At 69.7% G+C, this 18,903-nt stretch carries 17 protein-coding genes; 8 read left to right on the top strand and 9 right to left on the bottom strand.

The features are described from left to right. Positions 1–8 precede the first annotated feature (8 nt). From DMH03_RS09565 to DMH03_RS09545, 5 genes are all read left to right on the top strand, one after another. Positions 9–335, top strand: a complete 327-nt coding sequence (locus DMH03_RS09565; protein WP_125791677.1) for a hypothetical protein — start codon at positions 9–11, stop codon at positions 333–335. Positions 336–422: 87 nt separating this feature from the next. Next, positions 423–1,916 carry a TIGR02677 family protein gene (locus tag DMH03_RS09560; protein ID WP_125791676.1) on the top strand — a complete coding sequence of 498 codons (1,494 nt, stop codon included), beginning with the start codon at positions 423–425 and terminating at the stop codon, positions 1,914–1,916. After that, a complete protein-coding gene (locus DMH03_RS09555) occupies positions 1,913–3,133 on the top strand; it encodes a TIGR02678 family protein (protein ID WP_125791675.1) in 1,221 nt (406 codons plus the stop codon). The genes DMH03_RS09560 and DMH03_RS09555 overlap by 4 nt, the downstream gene beginning before the upstream one ends. Beyond that, positions 3,130–7,125 (top strand): TIGR02680 family protein, encoded by a 3,996-nt coding sequence (locus DMH03_RS09550; protein ID WP_125791674.1) that lies wholly within the window; start codon positions 3,130–3,132, stop codon positions 7,123–7,125. Before DMH03_RS09555 ends, DMH03_RS09550 begins: the two co-directional genes overlap by 4 nt. An 88-nt stretch (positions 7,126–7,213) precedes the next feature. Beyond that, a complete protein-coding gene (locus DMH03_RS09545; protein ID WP_233611389.1) occupies positions 7,214–10,234 on the top strand; it encodes a tetratricopeptide repeat protein in 3,021 nt (1,006 codons plus the stop codon). Position 10,235: 1 nt separating this feature from the next. Here the strand turns inward: DMH03_RS09545 and DMH03_RS09540 are convergent, their stop codons facing one another. After that, positions 10,236–10,664 carry a hypothetical protein gene (locus tag DMH03_RS09540; protein ID WP_125791673.1) on the bottom strand — a complete coding sequence of 143 codons (429 nt, stop codon included), beginning with the start codon at positions 10,662–10,664 and terminating at the stop codon, positions 10,236–10,238. Between the two features lie 149 nt (positions 10,665–10,813). On the opposite strand from DMH03_RS09540, the gene DMH03_RS09535 reads away from it, so the two are divergent. Beyond that, on the top strand, positions 10,814–11,680 hold the full coding sequence (locus tag DMH03_RS09535; RefSeq protein WP_199748801.1) for a DUF4394 domain-containing protein: 867 nt from the start codon (positions 10,814–10,816) through the stop codon (positions 11,678–11,680). 48 nt (positions 11,681–11,728) lie between these two features. Here the strand turns inward: DMH03_RS09535 and DMH03_RS09530 are convergent, their stop codons facing one another. Beyond that, complete coding sequence (locus DMH03_RS09530; RefSeq protein ID WP_125791672.1) at positions 11,729–12,730, bottom strand: inorganic phosphate transporter; 1,002 nt, start codon at positions 12,728–12,730, stop codon at positions 11,729–11,731. Position 12,731: 1 nt separating this feature from the next. After that, complete coding sequence (locus DMH03_RS09525; protein ID WP_125791671.1) at positions 12,732–13,358, bottom strand: DUF47 domain-containing protein; 627 nt, start codon at positions 13,356–13,358, stop codon at positions 12,732–12,734. Between the two features lie 133 nt (positions 13,359–13,491). Between DMH03_RS09525 and DMH03_RS09520 the strand changes: the two genes are divergently transcribed. After that, positions 13,492–14,193, top strand: coding sequence for a hypothetical protein (locus DMH03_RS09520; RefSeq protein ID WP_125791670.1), 702 nt, complete (start codon positions 13,492–13,494; stop codon positions 14,191–14,193). A 10-nt stretch (positions 14,194–14,203) separates the two neighbouring features. Here the strand turns inward: DMH03_RS09520 and DMH03_RS42025 are convergent, their stop codons facing one another. Then, on the bottom strand, positions 14,204–14,365 hold the full coding sequence (locus DMH03_RS42025; RefSeq protein WP_158633069.1) for a hypothetical protein: 162 nt from the start codon (positions 14,363–14,365) through the stop codon (positions 14,204–14,206). A 51-nt stretch (positions 14,366–14,416) separates the two neighbouring features. Further along, the gene (locus DMH03_RS09515) at positions 14,417–14,911 is read right to left on the bottom strand and encodes a DoxX family protein (protein ID WP_125791669.1); all 495 of its coding nucleotides are present in this window, start codon (positions 14,909–14,911) and stop codon (positions 14,417–14,419) included. Between the two features lie 77 nt (positions 14,912–14,988). Between DMH03_RS09515 and DMH03_RS09510 the strand changes: the two genes are divergently transcribed. Then, complete coding sequence (locus DMH03_RS09510) at positions 14,989–15,525, top strand: TetR/AcrR family transcriptional regulator (protein ID WP_125791668.1); 537 nt, start codon at positions 14,989–14,991, stop codon at positions 15,523–15,525. 7 nt (positions 15,526–15,532) lie between these two features. Here the strand turns inward: DMH03_RS09510 and DMH03_RS09505 are convergent, their stop codons facing one another. The 4 genes from DMH03_RS09505 to DMH03_RS09490 all read right to left on the bottom strand — a co-directional run bounded on the left by DMH03_RS09505 (position 15,533) and on the right by DMH03_RS09490 (position 18,893). After that, positions 15,533–16,300 (bottom strand): SDR family oxidoreductase, encoded by a 768-nt coding sequence (locus tag DMH03_RS09505; protein ID WP_125791667.1) that lies wholly within the window; start codon positions 16,298–16,300, stop codon positions 15,533–15,535. A 771-nt stretch (positions 16,301–17,071) separates the two neighbouring features. Then, entirely contained in the window at positions 17,072–17,755 is a 684-nt protein-coding gene (locus DMH03_RS09500) for an ABC transporter permease (RefSeq protein ID WP_125791666.1), read from the bottom strand. After that, complete coding sequence (locus DMH03_RS09495; RefSeq protein ID WP_125791665.1) at positions 17,752–18,564, bottom strand: ATP-binding cassette domain-containing protein; 813 nt, start codon at positions 18,562–18,564, stop codon at positions 17,752–17,754. Before DMH03_RS09495 ends, DMH03_RS09500 begins: the two co-directional genes overlap by 4 nt. Next, positions 18,561–18,893 (bottom strand): PadR family transcriptional regulator, encoded by a 333-nt coding sequence (locus tag DMH03_RS09490; RefSeq protein WP_125789302.1) that lies wholly within the window; start codon positions 18,891–18,893, stop codon positions 18,561–18,563. The genes DMH03_RS09495 and DMH03_RS09490 overlap by 4 nt, the downstream gene beginning before the upstream one ends. Positions 18,894–18,903 lie beyond the last annotated feature (10 nt).

Below are 18,903 nucleotides of genomic sequence, written 5' to 3'. Positions count from 1 at the left end.
CACGCTAGGTGAAAACCCTGCTGGCGGTCCTCGCCCTCCTCCTGGCCGGTTGCGCGACGGCACCGGATGCCCCGAAACCCGAGGACGCCTTCCGGTTCGGCGGGATCTCGATGCCGGCGAGCGGGAAGGTGCTGGAGATGAAGTACGACCGGGGCATCGATTCGAGGTACGAGGTCGTCCTCACCCTTCCGGCGGAGGACGTGCCCAAGCTGCTCGAGGCGTCGAACTTCGCTCCCGGAGTGATGAACGACGACCGGATCGTCGACGGCCGCCGGGTGGTCCGGAAGGTCACCGTCCAAGGGACCACCGTGCACCTTGAGCTGTTCACGACCTGAGCACTCTGCGTGAAAACGACGGTCCGTTCGGACTCGTCTGGGTGACCCCCTAACGTGTAGCTCCACGCACCATCCGCCGGAGGACGCATGGATCCGCTCCGTGTTCCGCCCGAGCTGTTCCGTTTCACCGACGGCAGCAGATCAGGGCTCCCCCTGGCGATCCTGCACGCCTTCGGTGAGGCGAACGAGCGGCTCGTGACGGCGCTCGGGATCGACGACGTCCGCACGCGGCTGCGGGAAGTCGGCTGGCTGGAGACGCTCGACGACGAAGACCTGGTCAAGGCGCTGGACCAGCTGAGGACCCAAGGCCACCTCGACGTCGTCCAGAACCACGCGGGCGACTACCGGACGGCGTCCGAGTACGAGCGCCGTAATCTCCAGTACTCGCTCACTCGGCAGGGCGAAGCGGCGTACGCGGGTGTGGTCCGCGCGAACGAGGTGCTCAACGCGACCGGTGCTCTCCAGACCGCGACGCTCGAAGCGCTGGGTGAGCGGCTCGGTGAGCTCGCGAAGCAGCTCGAAGACGGCACCGACCGGCGCGTGTTCAGCACGCTCGCCGAAGTCGAGAGCCACCTCGAGGCGTTCCGCGACAACACGAAGCGCTTCAACGGCGACCTCCAGCGCCTGCTGCACGCCGAAGCCGACCTCGCGACGTTCCACGAGGTCAAGGCATCAACGGTCGCGTATCTGCAGGAGTTCCTGAACGACCTCGAGCATCACACGCACACCATCGCCACCCGCATCAAGGAGATCGACGACCACGGCATCGAGCGGGTGCACCGGCGCGCGCTCAACGGCGCCGCCCTGCCTGGCCCGGATCAGCGCTGGCTGGAGCTCCGCAAGGCCCGCTGGGGCGGGCTTCGCGCGTGGTTCCTGCCCGAAGACGGGGCGACGCCGCGGGTCGAGGAGCTCCACAAGGTCGCGCGACGGGCGATCATCACGTTGCTCCAGGTGCTGGACCGGATCACCGAATCGCGGCGGCGCGCGAGCAGTGCGGTCGCCGATTTCCGTGAGCTGGCGCGGTGGTTCACCGTCGTCCCGGCGCAGGAGGACCTGCATCGCCTGTGGTCCACGATGTTCGGGCTCAGTTCCGCGCGGCACGCGCACCTCGCCCACGCGGATCCGGAAGTGGTCAGCACGACGGCGTCGTGGCTCGACGCGCCGCCGGTCGAGGTGTCGGAACTGCTCCGGTCGGCGGGCCGCACCGAGCGGTTCACCCGGACCGGGCGCGTTCGCGACGTCACCGAGATCCGGGCGGCACGGGTCCGGCAGGCGATCGCGGAACGCGCCGAACTCGAGTCGGCGTGGAGCATGCTCGACACCGGCGGAGTCGTGCGGCTTTCGGCGTTCGAGAAGCTCGACCACACCGTTTTCGAGCGGCTGCTGGACCTGCTGGGCCAGGCGCTGGGCAGCAGCCCCGGCACGGACGGCACCCGGCGGAGCACGACGTCCGACGGACAGATCGAGATCGTCCTGAGGCCGTCGCGAAACGGCGCTGTCGCACGCCTGACCACCACGAGCGGTGTCTTCCGCGGCCCCGATTACGAGATCGAGATCAGTACGGCCGGAGGCGGTGCGTGAGCCTCACGAACCAACTGGTGATCGCGGAGCGCGAAGAGGTCGCGCGCGGGATCCGGGCGCTGCTGGCCACCCCGCTGATCGGCGAACGCGGCTCCCCCGAGACCTTCGACCTCATCCGGCGCCGCCGCGAACCCATCCGGCAGTGGTTCGACTACTACTGCGGCTGGACGCTCACCGTCGAACCCCGGCTCGGCTACGCCCGGCTGGTCAAGATCCGCGCGGCCGCCGATCCCACCCGCCCGGCGCGACGGGTGCGTTCCGGGCGCGCGGCGTTCGACCGCCGTCGCTACGTCCTGTTGTGCGTGGTGGCGGCCGAACTGCTCACGGTGCCGGTGACCACGATCGGCCTGCTCGCCGGCCGGGTCGCGAAAGCGAGCGCCGCGGACGACCTCGTGACCACGTTCGACGTGGCCACCAGGGCGGAACGGCTCGCGTTCGTGGACGTCCTCAAACTGCTGGAGTCCTTCGGCGTCCTCGAAACCGCCGACGGCGACCCGGAGTCCTTTGTGGACGAAACCACCGCGAAGGTGCTGTTCCGGGTCGACGCGACCCTGTTGCTGCGGATGCTCGCCGCGCCGGTCGGGCCGTCGCAGCTGGCCGTGCCCGCCGACGATGTCGCGTCGCGATTCGAGGAGCTGCTGGAGGCGGTGTCGTACGAGCAGCGCTACGGCCTCTCGTCGGGCCGCCACGAGGACACGCCGAGCGCGTCGGACGTCCAGCGGAACCTGTGGCTTCGGCATACGGTCTTCCGCCGTCTCGTCGACGACCCGGTGCTGTACTTCGCCGAACTGACCGCGGAGGAGCGCGCGTACCTCGGGTCGCCGACCGGGCGCCAGTTGCTGCGGCGCGCCGCGGAGCAGGGCGGTTTCGTCCTCGAAGAACGCGCGGAGGGCGTGCTGCTCGTCGACGTCGACGGGCTGGCCACCGACGAGCGGTTCCCCGACGACGGCAGCAACGCCAAGGTCGCCGCGCTCCTGCTGCTCGACGCGCTGGACGAGCCGCGGACGACCGACTACCTGCGCAACGCCACCGCGAAACTGCTGAAACGGTTCCCGCGCTGGGCCAAGACCTACCGGGGCAAGGACGGCGTGCGACGGCTGACCGTCGACGCGCTCGCGGTGCTGACCGGCTTCGGCCTGATCCGCACCGAAGGCGAACTCGTCCGGCCACTCCCGGCCGCCGCGAGGTACACCGACCGAAACGAGGAGGCGCCGTGACCGTGACGAGGTGGATCCCGTCCCGTGCGGGCATCCTCAACATCTGGCGCTACTACGACGAGATCTTCGAGTTCCACGACGGGCGGCTGCTGCTGCGCGGCCCCAACGGGAGCGGGAAGTCGAAGGCACTGGAACTGCTGCTGCCGTTCCTGTTCGACGCGAGCCTGCGCGCCAACCGGCTGTCGACCTTCGGCACCAGCGAACGCAGCATGCACTGGAACCTGATGGGCGAAGGCGCTTCCGGCGCCACGCGCGTCGGGTACGTGTGGCTCGAATTCGGCATGGCCGGGGACAAGTGGTTCACCTGCGGTGCGCGGCTTCAGGCGAGTACGCACACCAGCACGGTGCACGCCGACTTCTTCACCACCGGCCTGCGGGTGGGCGACGGCTTGCCGCTGGTCAACGAGGCAGGCCAGCCGCTGACCAAGAACGCGCTGGAAGAAGCCCTCGGCGAGCACGGGACGGTGCACGCCGGCGCGGCCGAATACCGCGCCGAGATCCGCGCGAAGCTGTTCCCCACCTTGAGCGAACAGCGGTACGACGCGCTGATCACCGCGTTGCTCCAGCTGCGGATGCCCAAACTCTCGCAGCGGCTCGACCCGAGCCTGCTGTCCAACCTGCTCTCCCGCGCGCTTCCGCCGTTGGGGCAGCAGGAGATCGCGGAGCTCGCCGAGGGATTCGAACGGCTCGACGCGCAGCGTGAACGGCTGGGCTCGCTGGAGACCGAGGTCGACGCGACCCGCGCGCTGGCCGCGCGGCAGAAGACCTACGCCCAGCGTGTGCTGCGCGCGGGCGCCGCGAACCTCATCGCCGCGACCACCGAACTCGACGAACTCGCCGCGGCTGCCCGTCGTTCGGCCGAGGAGTACGACGAGGTCGCCGCGAAGAAGGAAGCCGCCGAGGCACTGGCGGCGAAGCTCGAAAAGGACGTCGAGGAGACCGAAGCCCGCCTCGCCGGGCTGACCGAGTCCGACTCGTACCGAAAAGGCCAGGAACTCGACAAGCTGCGGCAGCGGACCCTGTCCACGCGCGAAAAGGCGGAAACGCTGCGCGCGGACGCGGATCGGCTCCGCGCCGAGGCGAACGCCGACGAGGAGCGGTCGCGGGCGGCGAAGCAGGTCGCGAAACGGCAGGCCGACCTCGTCCGCTCGATGGAGACCGAGGTCCGTGCCGCCGCGACCCGCGCGAATCTGGCCGGGGTGCACGACGAACTCGTCTCCGGACTGAACGAATCGGAACCCGCCAGGCTCCGTCCGTTGCTGCAGGCCGCCGTCCGCGGCAAACGTGACCAGGTCGAGAGCGTCGGCCGGGCGATGGACATCCGCGATCGCGCCGTCGGCCGCCGTCACCAGGCGGAGGCGGATCTCGACCGGGCGAGGTCGGATTTCTCGGCCGCGCAGGAAAGGCTGGACCTCACCACGGCGACGCGGGAGCTCGCGCTGAGCGATCTGCGCACCCGGCTCGCCGAATGGGCGATCGGCTGCCGTGAGCTGCGGTTCCCCGACGTGGAAGCGCTCGTCGGGGACGCCGAGGCGGAAGTCTCGTTGCTGGGCAGGATCAGCGCGGTCGCCGAGACCGTGCTGGAGGACATCATCCGGCGGGAGGCGGCGACCGGTGCCGCGCTGGCCGCGGCGCGCGCCGAGCACGACGAACTCCTCGTCGAGGCCGGCGTGCTCGAAACGGAGGACGTCCTCGCGCCCGCGTCGCCGCGCACCCGCACGGCGGACCGGGCGGAGATGAGCGGCGCGCCGCTGTGGCGGCTGGTCGATTTCGCCGGCTCGGTCCCGGAAAGCACGCACGCGGGGATCGAGGCCGCCCTCGAAGGCGCCGGGCTGCTGGACGCCTGGGTGAACTCCCACGGTGTCGTCGAAGGACACGACGTTCTCGCGGAGACCGGGACGCTGCCGGTGGTGACCTCCGGCCGTTCGCTCGCCGACGTCCTCGTCCCGGAACCCGACGCGGAACTCTCCCCGGCGAAGATCCGCCGGATCCTCGAAGTGATCGCCTTCGACGACGTGCTTCCCGCCGGTCCCGCCGCGATCGGCGCGGACGGCGCCTGGCGGATGGGTGGCCTGTCGGGCAGCTGGACGAAGGACGCCCCGGCGTACATCGGTGCCGCCGCCCGCCTGCGCGCCAGGGAGCGCCGGATCGCCGGGCTGCGGGACGAGATCTCCCTCCGTGAGAAGACGATCGCCGAACTGGACGGCGAGCTGGCCGCGTTGCGCGGCAGGCGCGAGCTGATCAAGATCGAACGCGCCGCCCGCCCCGGCCACGACGATCTCCTTGCCGCGACCGGGGAATCGACCGCGGCCGAGGCGGAGCTGACCGCCGCCGACGCGGCCGTCCGGCATGGGGAGACGGCCGTCTCCGCGCTGGAGATCGAGGCCAAGACCGCCCTGCACGAGCTGACCGCGCAGGCTTCGGAGAGCGGGCTGCCGACCGAACGCGCGCCGCTGACCGCGCTCGCCACGGCCCTGCGCACCTATTCCGACCAGGGTGAGAACTGGTTGTACGAGCACGGAAACCTGATCACCGCGCAGCAGCGGGCCGAGCTGTGCGCCGAGCAGGCGGACCGGTCGGAGGCGAACGCCGCCCGGCGTGAGGAAGAGGCTTCCGAAGCCGAGGCCGAACGCACCAAGCTCACCGCGATGCTCGACGCGATCGAGGGCAGCGTCGGCACCGGCCAGCGCGAGGTACTCGCCGAAATCGACGGCCTGCGCACGAAACTGCGCGAACTCGCCGTCGAACTCCGCGCCGCGAACTCCGAAGCCAAGGAACTCGCGGTCCGCCTCGGCGCGCTCGGGGTCCGGCGCACGACCGACGCGGCCGCCCGCGAGGACGCCACCAAGAAGCAGGACGCCGCCGCGCTCCGGTTCCGGAAGCTCGCCACCGGTGTCTTCCCCGCGGACGGCGGGATCGAGGACCTGCCGAAGTTCCAGGCCACCCTGTCCGCCTCCGACGGCGTGCGATCGGCGCTCGACACGGCCCGGCTGGTGGCCGCGGCGTGGCCGTCCGTGCCGCATGCGCCCAGCAACCTCGGCGAGGCACTGCACCGGCTGTCCGAGGCCGTGCACACCTGCCGGAACACGCTCAGCTCTCGGGCGGAACTCGATCTGGAGACCGACGAGGACGTCCAGATCTTCACCGCCGTCGTCGACGGGCTGCGGGTCGGCGCGGCCGAACTGCTGAAGATCCTTTACGCCGAAGCGGAACAGAGCAGGCACGAGATCACCGACCGCGAAAGCGACCTGTTCGACAAGACGCTGACCGGTGACACCCGCCGTCATCTCGCGGCCCGTATCCGGCAGGCCAACGACCTCGTCGACGGCATGAACGCGCGGCTCGAACGCGTGCGGACCGCGTCCAGGGTCGCCGTCCGGCTGGTCTGGCAGGTCTCCCCCGATCTGCCGCCGGGTACCAAGACCGCGCGGGACCTGCTGCTGAAGGATCCGGACCAGCTGACCGCCGAAGACCGCGTGTCACTGCACAAGTTCTTCCGCGAGCGCGTCGAACAGGCGAAGGCGGACGACACGGCGACCAGCTGGGAGCAGCAGCTCGCGCAGGTCTTCGACTACACGTCCTGGCACCGGTTCGTGGTCAAGGTCGACCGCGCGAACGGGGCGGGCTGGCAGCTGCTGACCAAGAAGCTGCACGGCGCGCTTTCCGGTGGGGAGAAGGCGATCGCGTTGCATCTGCCGCTGTTCGCCGCCGTCGCCGCGCACTACCAGGCCGCGCCCGAAGCGCCGAGGGTGATCCTGCTCGACGAGGTGTTCGTCGGCGTCGACACCACCAACCGGGGGCAGGTGTTCGGCCTGCTGTCCGCGCTGGACCTCGACCTGATGCTGACCTCGGACCACGAATGGTGCACCTACGCCGAACTCGGCGGCGTCGGCATCCACCAGCTCATCACCGGCGGTGACGGCGACGACGCGGTGACCACGGCTCGGTTCACTTGGAACGGGCACGACCTCCTGCCCGCCGAACCGCGTTAGCCTGAGCGGACCCAAAGGCGGGCGCAGCGGGGCCCTTTCCGGCGTTCGTCCTTGTGCGACGGCGGAAGGTGCGATTACGTTCCCACCGGTGGCGCCGACGGCCGTACGGATCCAGGTGCTGGGGTCGCTGCGCGTATGGCTCGACGGGACGGAAGTCGACCTCGGCCCACCGGGGCGCCGCGCCGTACTGGGGCTGCTGGCGCTCGCGGGCGGCGAGGCGATGTCCAAGCAGGACCTGGTGGACGCGCTCTGGGGCGAACGACCGCCACGCAGCGCGGTGAACGTCCTCCAGACGCACGTCAAACATCTGCGGCGGCTGCTGGAACTCGGCCGCCCGCCGCGGTCCGGCAGCGAGCTCCTGCCGCATGTCGGCGGCGGTTACGCCTTGCGCTGGGACGCCGTCGAGATCGACCTGCCGCACGTCCGGGGTCTCGTCGCCGAAGGCAACGACGCCCAGCGTGACGGCGAGACGGGCCGGGCCGCCGCCCTGTTCGGCGAGGCCCTGCGCTGGTGGCGAGGTAAACCGCTGGCCGATATCCCTTTGCTCGCAACGCATCCGAAGGTCGTGTCGCTGGTCGCGGAACGCCGTTCGCTGCTCGCCCGGTACGGTGACGCGATGCTCGCCCTCGGCGCGGCCGAAGAGGTGCTGACGGAGCTCGTCGAGGCCGCCGCGGACCAGCCGCTGGACGAACCCGCGCAAGCGCGGCTGATCCGCGCGTATCACGGCGCCGGGCAGCGGGCCACGGCTTTCCGTCTGTACCAGCAGGTTCGCGAACGGCTCATCGAGGAACTGGGCGTCGAACCCGGACCTGAACTGCTCGCGGCGCACGCCGCCCTGCTCGACGACGGCGAGCCGATCGGGATCGTCGAGGCCGGCCCGGCGAAGCGGATACCGCGGCAGTTACCCGCCGAAACGCACTGGTTCACCGGCCGGGCCACCGAACTGTCCATTTTGGACGAACTGCTGCCGCGCCCCGGCGGACACGGCGGCACGGTGGCGATCGCGGCCGTCTCGGGGAGCGCGGGGGCCGGGAAGACCGCGCTGGCCGTGCACTGGGCGCACCGCGTCTCCGGCCGGTTCCCCGACGGGCAGTTCTACGCGAACCTGCGCGGCCATTCGGCGGGCCCGCCCGCGTCCGCGCTCGAAGTGCTCAGCCGGTTCCTGTCCGCGCTGGAGATCCCCGCCGAACGCGTACCCGCGGACACGGAAACCGCGTCCGCGCTGTACCGGACGCTGATGACCGACCGGAAAGCCTTGGTGGTACTGGACAACGTCGCCGGTGCCGAGCAGGTCCGGCCGCTGCTGCCCGCCGGCCCCGGCTGTCTGGTGCTGGTGACCGGCCGCGACCGGATGACCGGGCTGATCGCCCTGCACGGCGCCCGGCGGCTCACGCTGGACATGCTCGATCCCGGTGAGGCACTGGAGTTGCTGGGCCGGGTGATCGGTACGGAACGGATCCAGGCCGAACACGAGGCGGCCGCCGAAGTGGCCGGACTCTGCGCGAATCTGCCACTCGCGCTGCGGATCGCGGCGGCCAATCTCGCCGACAACCCCGGCTACGGCTTGGAGGACTACGCCATCGAGTTGCGGAAGGGCAATCTGCTCGCCGCGCTCAGTGTGCCGGGCGACGAACAGATCGCGGTCCGGACCGCCTTCGACCTCTCTTACGCGGCCCTGCCCGCCGAAACGCAGCGTTTGTTCCGGTTGCTGAGCCTGATACCGGGCAACGACATCGGCATCGAACCGGTCGAAGTCCTCACCGGTCTGCGTGAAGCACGGCCGATGCTGGACACGCTCGCGGGGGCGCATCTGGTCGAGCAGCATGCTCCGGATCGGTATCACTTCCATGACCTGCTTCGCCGCTATGCCGCCGATCGCCTGGAGGCGGAGGAAAGCCGGGCAGAACGTGAAGCCGCCCGGCGGCGGTTGCACGAGTGGTACCTGTGTGCGGTCGACCACGCGGCAACGTTGGTGTATCCGCATATGTTCCGCAGCCATCCGGTCGTACCCGGCGGCCGGATCCCCGGCGCCGTCACGGAAACACCGGCGGACTGGCTGGAGACGGAACTGGGCGCCATCGTCGCCGTCGTCCAGGACGCCGCCAGATCCGGGCCGGCCGCGGTGGCCTGGTCGCTGTCCGACGCCCTGCGCGGCTACTTCTGGATGTCGTTGCGCCAGGTGGAATGGCGGGCCGCCGCCGAAGCCGCGCTGTCCGCCGCCGACGAGGACGGCGATCTCCACGCCGTCGCGTCCGCCCGGTTCAGCCTGGCCGACCTGAGTTTCCGCCAGGGCCGGTACCGGCAGGCCGTCCGGTATTACGCGGGCGCGCTCGTCCTCGCCCGGCGGGCGAAATGGGTGGAGGCGCAGGCGGCGGTGCTGGGCAATCTCGGCTGCGCGTATTGGCAGTCCGGACGGCTTCCCGCCGCCGCGGCGCGGTTCTCGCGGGGCCTGGAACTGAGCAGGAGCAGCGGCAGGCCCGCCGGTGAGGCCGTCGCGCTCGGCAATCTCGGGCTCGTCCAGTGGGAGATGGGCGATCTGCCGCGGGCGGCCGAGCATTACGCGCAGGCGCTGCGCCGGTATCGGCGGCTCGGCTCGCACTACGGCGTGGCGATCAACCTGAGCAATCTCGGGCAGGTGCAGCACGCTCGAGGCTTCGTCGCCGAGGCGGGACGGCTGCTCGCCAAGGCGCTCACCCTGCATCGCGACGCCGGGAACCGGGCGGGAGAAGCGGAAACGCTCGGCAGGCTCGCGTCCGTGTACCGCGATCTCGGCAGGCTCACCGACGCCCTCGACCACGCGCGCGACGGTCTGCGGCTGGCGCGGGAGACCGGCGAACCGCGTAGCGAAGGCGAAGCCCTCGTCGCGCTCGCCGGCGTGCATCACCGCGCGGGACGGCACCAGGACGCCGCGCGCCGCTACCGGCAGGCTTTGACCCTGCTGAGGGAAACCGGCGACCGGTATCCCGAGGTCGACGCACTCATCGGCCTCGCGACCGCCACCGGGGACATCGGCCAGGCCCGGCAGGCACTCGCGCTGGCCGAGCGGGCGGGCTACCGGGCGCTGCGACGACGGGCGGCGCTCGTCGTGGACGCCATCCTCCGCGCCTGAGTCACGTCGGTTCGATGCCGCTTCGAGTGTCGTACGCGCCCGCCGGGGCGAACGTGACGACGACCCACGGATTCACGCCGTGTTCCTTGCCGTCACTGGCCAAGCAGGAGAACTCGCTCATGTCGAACGCGCTCCACCTCGGACCTCCCTGCACCGGGTTCACCGCCTCCTCGATCCGGCCGACCCACCGGCAAGCGGTATCGAGCACCCGCGGGGTCACCGACGGCTCGGCCCAGCCGATCGTCCCGCCGTCCGCACACCAGGAAAGCCCGTAGGTGTAGGTCCACCTTCCCGGGTCTTCGAGGACGACGGGTTTGATGGTCTTGACGCCGGAAGCGCAGTCGCGCGCCGCGTCCGCCTCACCTTCGGCGGCGAACGTGAGCCCCGCGCAAAGGAGCACCGAACCGGCCACGACATTCCTGATCGTCATCGTTACCCCTCGTCCCGTTGTCCTCCCACTGTTCCGCCGGTCCCCCGCGCCCGCAATCCGCCGTACGCCGGGTCCAATCGACGTCCAATCGGTGTCCAGTGCCGCCGATTAGCTTGTGGCCGCACAGTTTCCGTTGAGGGGAGCAGGAGATGAAGACAGGGCTCAAGAAGGCCATGGTCGCGGTGGCCACCACGGTGACCGTCGCGGCGGCGCTCGTCGTCGGGACCGCCGGCGGGAGTTCGGCACAGGTCGCCGGGCTGAAGGCGTACGCGATCTCGACCGACGGCAAACTCATGGCGGCCTTCACCACCGACCAACCCCAGGTGCTCGGCTGGGTCCGGCTCGTCAACGGACTCGTGTGCGGGGAGACGAACCTGATCGGGATCGACTTCCGCGTCCAGAACGGCGTGATGTACGGGGTGGGCAACAAGGGCTGTATCTACACGATCAAGACGCCGCCCGAGACTCCCGATGTCGTTGTCACGAAGGTCTCGCAACTGAGCGTTCCGTTGTACGGCACGTACTTCGGCGTCGACTTCAACCCGGCGGCCGACCGGCTGCGCGTCATCAGCGACAACGGCCAGAACCTCCGTCACAACCTCGCCACCCACAGCACCACCGAAGACTCGACCCTGACCACCCCGCCGCTGACCGCCCCGACCAAGGGCGTCACAGCGGCCGCGTACACCAACAACGACCTCAACCCCGACAGCGCGACCACGCTGTTCGACATCGGCACCGCTAGCGACCAGGTGCTCATCCAGTCGCCCGCCAACAACGGGCTGCTGGCCCCGACCGGCGCGCTCGGCGTCGACGCCGGCCCGAACGCGGGCTTCGACATCTACAGCGACCTGAACGGCGGCAAGGCGACGTCGGTGACCGGGTTCGCGGTGCTGAACCCGGCGAGCGGCGGCTCGGCGTTCTACACCGTCAACCTGCTGAACGGAGCGGCGACCAAGGTGGGTGACTTCCCGCTGCCGCTGGGCGACATCGCGATCGTGCTCGACACCTACTGACCCCGGGAGCGGGAGCGGGCCCGTCCCTTCGGGGGCGGGCTTCTTCCGTCAGGACGTCATCGCCAGCAGCGGCCACGCGAAAAGGGCTCCGACCGCCCCCGCCGCCGGGAAGGTGAGGAACCAGGCGCCGAGGATGTTGCCCGCGGTTCCCCAGCGCACGGCGGAGAACCGCCGCGTGGCACCGGCGCCCATGATGGCCGCCGTGATGGTGTGCGTTGTCGAGATGGGCGCGCCGAAGCCGAGGGCGGCGACGTACAGCACGGAACTCGCGGTCGCCTCGGACGCGAAGCCTTCCGGCGGGCGGAGGTCGATCACCTTGCGGCCCAGCGTCGCGATGATCCGGCGCCCGCCGGAGTAGGTCCCGGCCGCGAGGACGGCGCTGACCAGGAAGTACACCCACAGGGGGATGTGCCAGCCGGTCTGGTAGCCGCCCGCGACCAGTGCCAGCACCACGATGCCCATCGATTTCGCGGCGTCCTGCATCCCGTGCCCGACCGCCATCGCGGCGGCCGAACAGGTCTGGGCGATCCGGAAGCCTCTGTTCAGGCGTTTCGGCTTGCCGTTGCGGAAGATCCACAGGATCGCGAGCATGAACGCGTAGCCGAGCGCAAAGCCCATCAGCGGCGAGATCAGCATCGGCACGATGACGTCTTCGACGATGCCGCCCCAGAAGACGAGGCCCGCCGAAGGCAGCGCCGCGCCGACCAGCCCGCCGACCAGCGCGTGGGACGAACTCGACGGCAGGCCGAAATGCCAGGTGACGAGGTTCCACGCGATGGCGCCGAGCAGCCCGCACGCGACCACCGTCAGCCCGGTGACACCGGTCGGCAGCTGCACGATCCCGGCCCCGACGGTCTTGGCCACCTTGGCACCGAAGAACGACCCCGCCAGGTTGCCGACGGCCGCCAGCACCAGCGCGGCGCGGATGCTCAACGCCCTGGTGGACACCGACGTGGCGATCGCGTTCGCCGCGTCGTGGAAACCGTTGGTGAAGGTGAAGCCGAGCGTGACCGTGATGACCACGAGGACCGCGATCAACTCGCCGCTCACGCTACGACTCCTTGACGACGATCGCTTCCACCGTGTTCGCGACGTGCTCGAAGGCGTCCGCGGCCTGTTCCAGGCTGTCGCCGACGTCCTTGAGCTTCAACACGGTGAGCGCCTCGTACTGTCCGCCGAACAGGCGGACCAGCAGATGGCGATACTCGCGATCGGCCTCGTTCTCGAGCGCGTTCGTCTCGACCCAGTACTGCTTCAGGTCCTTGTTCTCGGCGAACTGTTCGAAGGCGGGCGCGACGATGTCGCCGAGCTTCCGCAGGATCTCGAGCTGCCGGACCATCTCCGGTGGCGGCGGCTCGCCGTCGAAGAGCCCGTACAGGTGAGCCAGGGTGGCCGCCTCTTCGAGCTGGTCGATGACGTCGTCGAGCCGCGCGGCCAGCCGGTACATGTCGTCCCGATCGAACGGGGTGATGAACGACGTATTGAGCTTGTTGTACAGCTCGTGCGTCACTTCGTCGTTGTCGTGCTCGATCTCCACCAAGCGCTCACTGAGCTCCGCCGAGCCGACGGCGGGATCCCCGAGGCCGCCGATCGCGGCCGCGGCCCGCTCGGCGTTGTGAGCCGCCCGAGTGAAGAACTCGAACAGCTCGGGCTGCCGAGGGCGCAGTCGTAGTCGCATGCCAGAGGGCCTACCCGGAAATCCGATCACGGAAACCCCCGTACCGGCTCAAACCCTGGTCTGATACCTCCGATACCGGAGTCCAGCCCACGGTCCGATCCGGAAAGCGCCGTCTCCCAGCAGGCTGACCGGTATGAACCACACCTTCCCCGGCCGCCGCGTCGCCGCGGTCTCGATGATCCTCGGCCCGGTCCTCCTGCTCACCGGAACGCTGCTGCGGTCAGGCTTCGGCTTCTTCTTCCCGGAGCAGCTCCGGGCGATGAGCGAGCATCCCGCCCTGATGACGGCCGCGTACACGTGTTTCCTGGCCGGCAACGTCGTGCTGTTCCCCGCGATCATCGCGCTCGCCACGGAAATCGGCCGGACCAGGCGGGTACTGGCCGCCTGGGCCGGCTTGTCCGTCCTCATCGGACTCTTCGAACGGACCTTCCACGCCGGGATCGACCAGGCCGCGCTGGGACTGGCCGGACGACGCGGCGCCGGCTTCGCCGAAAGCGTCGTCAGCGAGTCTTACCAGGACCTGCATCTGTTCAGTTTCCTGTCGTTCACGATCATGTTCGGCTGGTACGTCCTCGCCTTCGCGGCATACCGCGCGAAGGTGCTCGGCGTCGACGGCTCGATCGGGCTGGCGACGATGGGACTTCTGCCATTGGGCGTGTTGAAGGGAACCGAATTCGTTTCGATCATCGGAACCGCCGGTCTTTGTGTCGCGTTGGTTCCGGCCGGTATCCGCGCCTTACTGGAAAGTCCCCGACCGAGCCGGAAGACGATGCTGCTCACGGCGGTGGCGATTCCGGCATTGGGTGCGCTCGCTTTCGCGAGCACGCTGGGCTGAGGATTTCTCCTCAGGCCAGCCAGACGGGCGTTTTCTCTTTTCTGTCACCGGATTCGTGATCACGCCCCGCCGGGAGACAGCTCATCAGCAGTACGAGACCGAGTGCCCCGAGAAGCATGTGCCCGGCGAGGATGCACAGCCCACAGAATCCGATCCACAATGAGATCTTCATTCTGGGATGGTAGGGCCCAATTCCGGGGCGCGACCCGGACTTGGGAAAGACTTAAGGTCTCCTTTGGGCAAAGGGTCTGTTCGGCGTACGGGCGTAATACACCACCAGTGACCCGGTCGCGGCCAGGAAGACCACCTGCATCAGACTCCGCGGCACCAGTTCGTCCAGCACCGACGTCACCGGCCCGTGCAGTGCCTTGTACACGTTCGCCGGGAACATCCCCAGCAGCAGGACGGTCAGCCCGGCGGCGGCCCACGGCGCCGTCCGCGACCACAGCACTCCCGCGGCGCCCGCGAGTTCGAGCACGCCGGTCACGGCGACCAGCAGCTCGGGCGCGGGCAACGCGGGCGGCACCATCGCGACGAGTTCCTCGCGCATGCCGATGAAATGCGCGAGGCCGGTGGTGACGAACAGTGCCGCGACGCCGCCGCGCACGGCCACCGGCCAGGGCTTCAGCCGCCGGACACCGACGGCGCCCAGCAGGGACAACGTCGCCGTGACGGCGATCAACATCAGTACGGGTACGAGACCGGGATCCATGAGCATGCCCTCCGAGCAGCGAAACTTTCCACTGACAAGATGCGCCGTTGCGGGTCATCTTGTCAATGACTAGATTCACGGGCATGAGTCCCTACCATCACGGCGACCTCCGCCGGGCCGTCCTCGACGCCGCCGTCGCGGCAATCACGGAACACGGCCCGGCCGGGATCAGCCTCCGCGACCTCGCCCGGCGCGCGGGGGTCTCGCACGCCGGGCCGGTCCACCATTTCGGCGACAAGGCCGGGGTGCTCACCGCACTGGCCACCGAGGGTTTCGACCTGCTCGCCGACGCGCTCGCGGCCGAGGGCGAGCAGGACTTCGCCGAGGTCGGCGTGGCTTACGTGCGTTTCGCGATCGAGCATCGCGCGCATTTCGAGGTGATGTTCCGCCCCGAACTCCACCGCGAGGACGACGAGGCACTGGCCGTCGCCCGTGACCGCGCGGGGCTTCTGCTGACCAGCGGCGCGTCGTCGGTCAGCGACGACGCGATGGCCGGGGTCGCCGCGTGGTCGCTGATGCACGGGTTCGCGAACCTGTGGCTCACCGGCGCGCTGCGCACCGAGCACCTCGAGGATCCGGACACCGCGGCCCGCGCGATCGCCCGGCTCCTCTTCCCCTGAACCCGGCTCAGACCTGCGCGGTCGGCATCACGGTGACCTGCTGGAGGTTCACCCGCGCCGGGAGCGAGGTCAGGAACGCCACGGTCTCGGCGATGTCGTCCGGCTTCAGCCAGGTCAGCGACTCGCGCGCGCCGTCCAGCCACTCCAGCGCGCCGGCGTCGGTGACATGGTCCTGAAGTTCGGTCTCGACCAGGCCGGGCTCGATCGCCGCGACCCGCACGCTCTTCGGACCGAGGTCGGCGCGGAGGTTCTTCGACAAGTGCGTCACGTACGCCTTCGAGGCGACGTACACGGCGAAGGACGGGAAGACGGCCTGCGCACCGATGGACGAGGTGTTCACCAGGTCCGCGACACCCTTTTCGGCCGCCGAAGCGACCAGATGCGGGACGAAGGCGCCGATCGCGTTCATCAGGCCCGTCATGTTGACGTCGATCATGCGCTGCCAGTCGCCGGTCGCGAGTTCGTCGATCGGCGCGGCCAGCATCACGCCCGCGTTGTTGAACAGCAGGTCCGCGCGGCCCAGTTCCGCCTCGATCCTGGCCGCCGCGGCCCGCATCGCCTCGGCGTCGGCGACGTCGGCCGCGAGCACGAGCGCGGTACCGCCGTCGCGCTCGATCTCCTTGGCCAGCGTCTCCAGCCGGTCCGCCCGCCGGGCGATCAGCGCGACCGCCGCACCCGAGGCGGCGAGCCGCCGTGCGGTCGCCTCGCCGATCCCGCTGGACGCGCCGGTGACCACGGCGACCCTGTTCGCGTGCCGTGCCGGGGAGTTCGTCATCTCTGTGTCTCCTAAGTGGACTCGTTCTCGCGTTCTGAGTCCAGGAAACCGGGTATCAGCCGGAGCAGGAACGGTCTGGTCAACCTGGGTCCGGCAGTACCAGGCAGGAGGATCCGCCAGTGTCCCGAGCCGGAAGTGGGTGCCGAAGGATCTTGTTTCGTGCGGTGAAGATGCTGTCGGCCGGGGCCGTCAGCACTTCGCTGACTTCAAGGTAGCCAGGATGCCTTCATGGCGAGGTTCCGGACCGGCCACGGGAGTGCCGGGGGTCGTCTTGAGTGTCAGCGGAGGTCGTGAGTGGCGATTCGGGTTAGAACCCGAATCGCCACTCACGACCCCGGACCAGGCGCGAAACGGCGGGTTGGGTGACGCGACACCGCACTCGCGTGCTCAGACCCGGATCTCGCGTGTTCAGACTCCGCACTCCCGAGTGCGGCATCTAGGCACGCGAGTCACGCCTTACCGAAGTACATGAAGGCCTCCTTCCTTGCGTCTAGCGCAAGGAAGGAGGCCTTCATGTACTTCACGACCAGCCGCCGAGGCCACAGCCGCCCCACTATCACCAGGGACCACATCCGACGGTAGCGAAAGCCTCCTTCACTACCCTCAGAGTAGGCAAGGAGGCCCTCACTACCAGGAGAACGCCTACGCAGCAGCGACACCGGGCCCGCGCCACGACACGGTTGCCTTACTCCTCACCTCACGACTCCGGACCAGGCGCGAAACGGCCGGATACCGATACGGATTTACGGCGCGAACTTCCGGTGCAGGACGCTAAACGAACTTGAGGTGCGAACGACGCCGCAACCGGAACCCCGACGCGACGGCGACCGCGCCGAGCAGGAGCACGAACGAGACCGCGCCGTGCGCGACACCCCGCGTCAGGTAACCGATGTCCGTGTGGTCGATGGCGTAGGTGCCGATCTCCCGGCTGGACCAGAACGGCAGCAGTCGCGCGATCAGGCTCGACGGGTCGGCCATCATCTGCAACCCGACGACCATCAGCAGGACCAGCGTCCCTTCGAGTTCACGCGGTAGAACCGAACTGAGCGCGAGCCCGAACGGCGCCGACACGGCGACCGTCAGTGCCATGATCAGCGCGACCGGGCCGTACCGGACGTCGTGCTGATCGACGAGGACCAGCACGAAGTACGGCGTGGACAAGAGGAAACCGACCGTCCACAGTGCACTCAAGCGGCCGAGGTACAGGTGCTGCGGGCGGTAACCCGAAAGCCTCAGCCGCGGTTCCATGGCACGGCTCGCGCTGCCGGCGAACAGCGCGGCGGTGCTCAGCGCCCAGCCGAGACCGAGGCAGACGAACCGGATGGACTGGCCGAGGTGATCTCCGCGCCTGCTCAAGTAGAACAGCAGGGGCAGCAGCACCAGGATCAGCAGGACCGACCGGCGCCGCAGCAGTTCGCGCAGCGCCATCTCCGCGACCGTCAGGATCTTCTTCACGCGACAGCCTTCCTTGCCGGGGAGAGTTCGAGGACGGTGTCGACCCGGTCCAGCTGGTTCAGCAGATGGGTGACCACCACGATCGCCTTGCCCGCCTCCCGCCATTGCCAGACCTGCTGCCAGAAGTCGAGGTAGGCGCCCTTGTCGAAACCCTGGTAGGGCTCGTCGAGCAGGAGCACGTCCGGTTCGCCGAGCCCGGCGAGCACGAGGTTCAGCTTCTGCCGGGTCCCGCCGGAAAGGTGCCGGGCCTGACCGCCCCGCGCGGGCGTCCAGTCCAGCGCCGCGGCACGGGCGGCGCCGACCCGGGCCGACTCCTCACGGGCCATCCCGCGGCCGGCGCCGATCAGGACGAAATGCTCTCCCGCGTCGAGGAAGTCCGCCGTGCCACCGTCCTGCGGGCAGTAGCCGAGCGAACCGCGCACACGGACCTCGCCCTTGTCCGCGCCGGTGAGCCCGGCGCAGATGCTCAGGAAGGTGCTCTTGCCACAGCCGTTCGCCCCGATCACCGCGGCGATCTCCCCCGACCGCACCACGAGGCCGACGTCGTCCAGCACCGTCCGGCGGCCGTATTTCTTCGTGATGCCACGAGCCTCCAGCAGCACCTCGCCGGGACGGCGCCTCGGCCGTCCCACGCTTTCGGCAACGGCCGAGGCGTAGACGGCGGGCGGTCCGAAGACCCGGATCGGGTCTCCGCCGCTTTCCCGCAGGTGCACCGCCGCCTCCGCGACCACCTGCCGTGCCGCGTCCTCGCCGACGCCGCGACGACGCAGCTCGTGCGTCAGCGCGGAAAGCCATCCGTCGTGGTTCATCTTCCCTCCCGCAAGATCGAGGCCACCCCGGCGGAGAACTCCTGCCAGTCGGCGGTGGCGTGCCGCAGTGTTTCCCGGCCTTCCGCGGTGATCCGGTAGTACTTGCGCGCGGGCCCGGCCGTCCCGTCCCGCCAGCTCGCGGTGACCAGGCCGAACCGTTGCAGCCGCAGCAGCACCGGGTAGAGCGTGCCGCCCTGGATGGGGCCGAGCCCGGCGGCGTCGAGCGCTTGGGCCAGCTCGTAGCCGTAGGACTCCCGCTCCGCGACCAGCGCCAGCACGCAGGGCGCCAGCACTCCCCGCAACCACTGGCCTCGCCGGTCCTGATCCACGGCGAGCAAT

It is taken from the genome of Amycolatopsis sp. WAC 01376, from assembly GCF_003947415.1.
GTDB lineage: Bacteria > Actinomycetota > Actinomycetes > Mycobacteriales > Pseudonocardiaceae > Amycolatopsis.
This window is presented reverse-complemented; position numbering and strand designations above follow the sequence as displayed.

Excerpts from the sequence above, each read along its gene's own strand:
- DMH03_RS09560 (WP_125791676.1), top strand. The coding sequence starts at position 423 with ATGGATCCGCTCCGTGTTCCGCCCGAGCTGTTCCGTTTCACCGACGGC.
- DMH03_RS09540 (WP_125791673.1), bottom strand. The coding sequence starts at position 10,664 with ATGACGATCAGGAATGTCGTGGCCGGTTCGGTGCTCCTTTGCGCGGGG.
- DMH03_RS09535 (WP_199748801.1), top strand. The coding sequence starts at position 10,814 with ATGAAGACAGGGCTCAAGAAGGCCATGGTCGCGGTGGCCACCACGGTG.
- DMH03_RS09525 (WP_125791671.1), bottom strand. The coding sequence starts at position 13,358 with ATGCGACTACGACTGCGCCCTCGGCAGCCCGAGCTGTTCGAGTTCTTC.
- DMH03_RS09520 (WP_125791670.1), top strand. The coding sequence starts at position 13,492 with ATGAACCACACCTTCCCCGGCCGCCGCGTCGCCGCGGTCTCGATGATC.
- DMH03_RS42025 (WP_158633069.1), bottom strand. The coding sequence starts at position 14,365 with ATGAAGATCTCATTGTGGATCGGATTCTGTGGGCTGTGCATCCTCGCC.
- DMH03_RS09515 (WP_125791669.1), bottom strand. The coding sequence starts at position 14,911 with ATGCTCATGGATCCCGGTCTCGTACCCGTACTGATGTTGATCGCCGTC.
- DMH03_RS09510 (WP_125791668.1), top strand. The coding sequence starts at position 14,989 with ATGAGTCCCTACCATCACGGCGACCTCCGCCGGGCCGTCCTCGACGCC.
- DMH03_RS09505 (WP_125791667.1), bottom strand. The coding sequence starts at position 16,300 with ATGACGAACTCCCCGGCACGGCACGCGAACAGGGTCGCCGTGGTCACC.
- DMH03_RS09495 (WP_125791665.1), bottom strand. The coding sequence starts at position 18,564 with ATGAACCACGACGGATGGCTTTCCGCGCTGACGCACGAGCTGCGTCGT.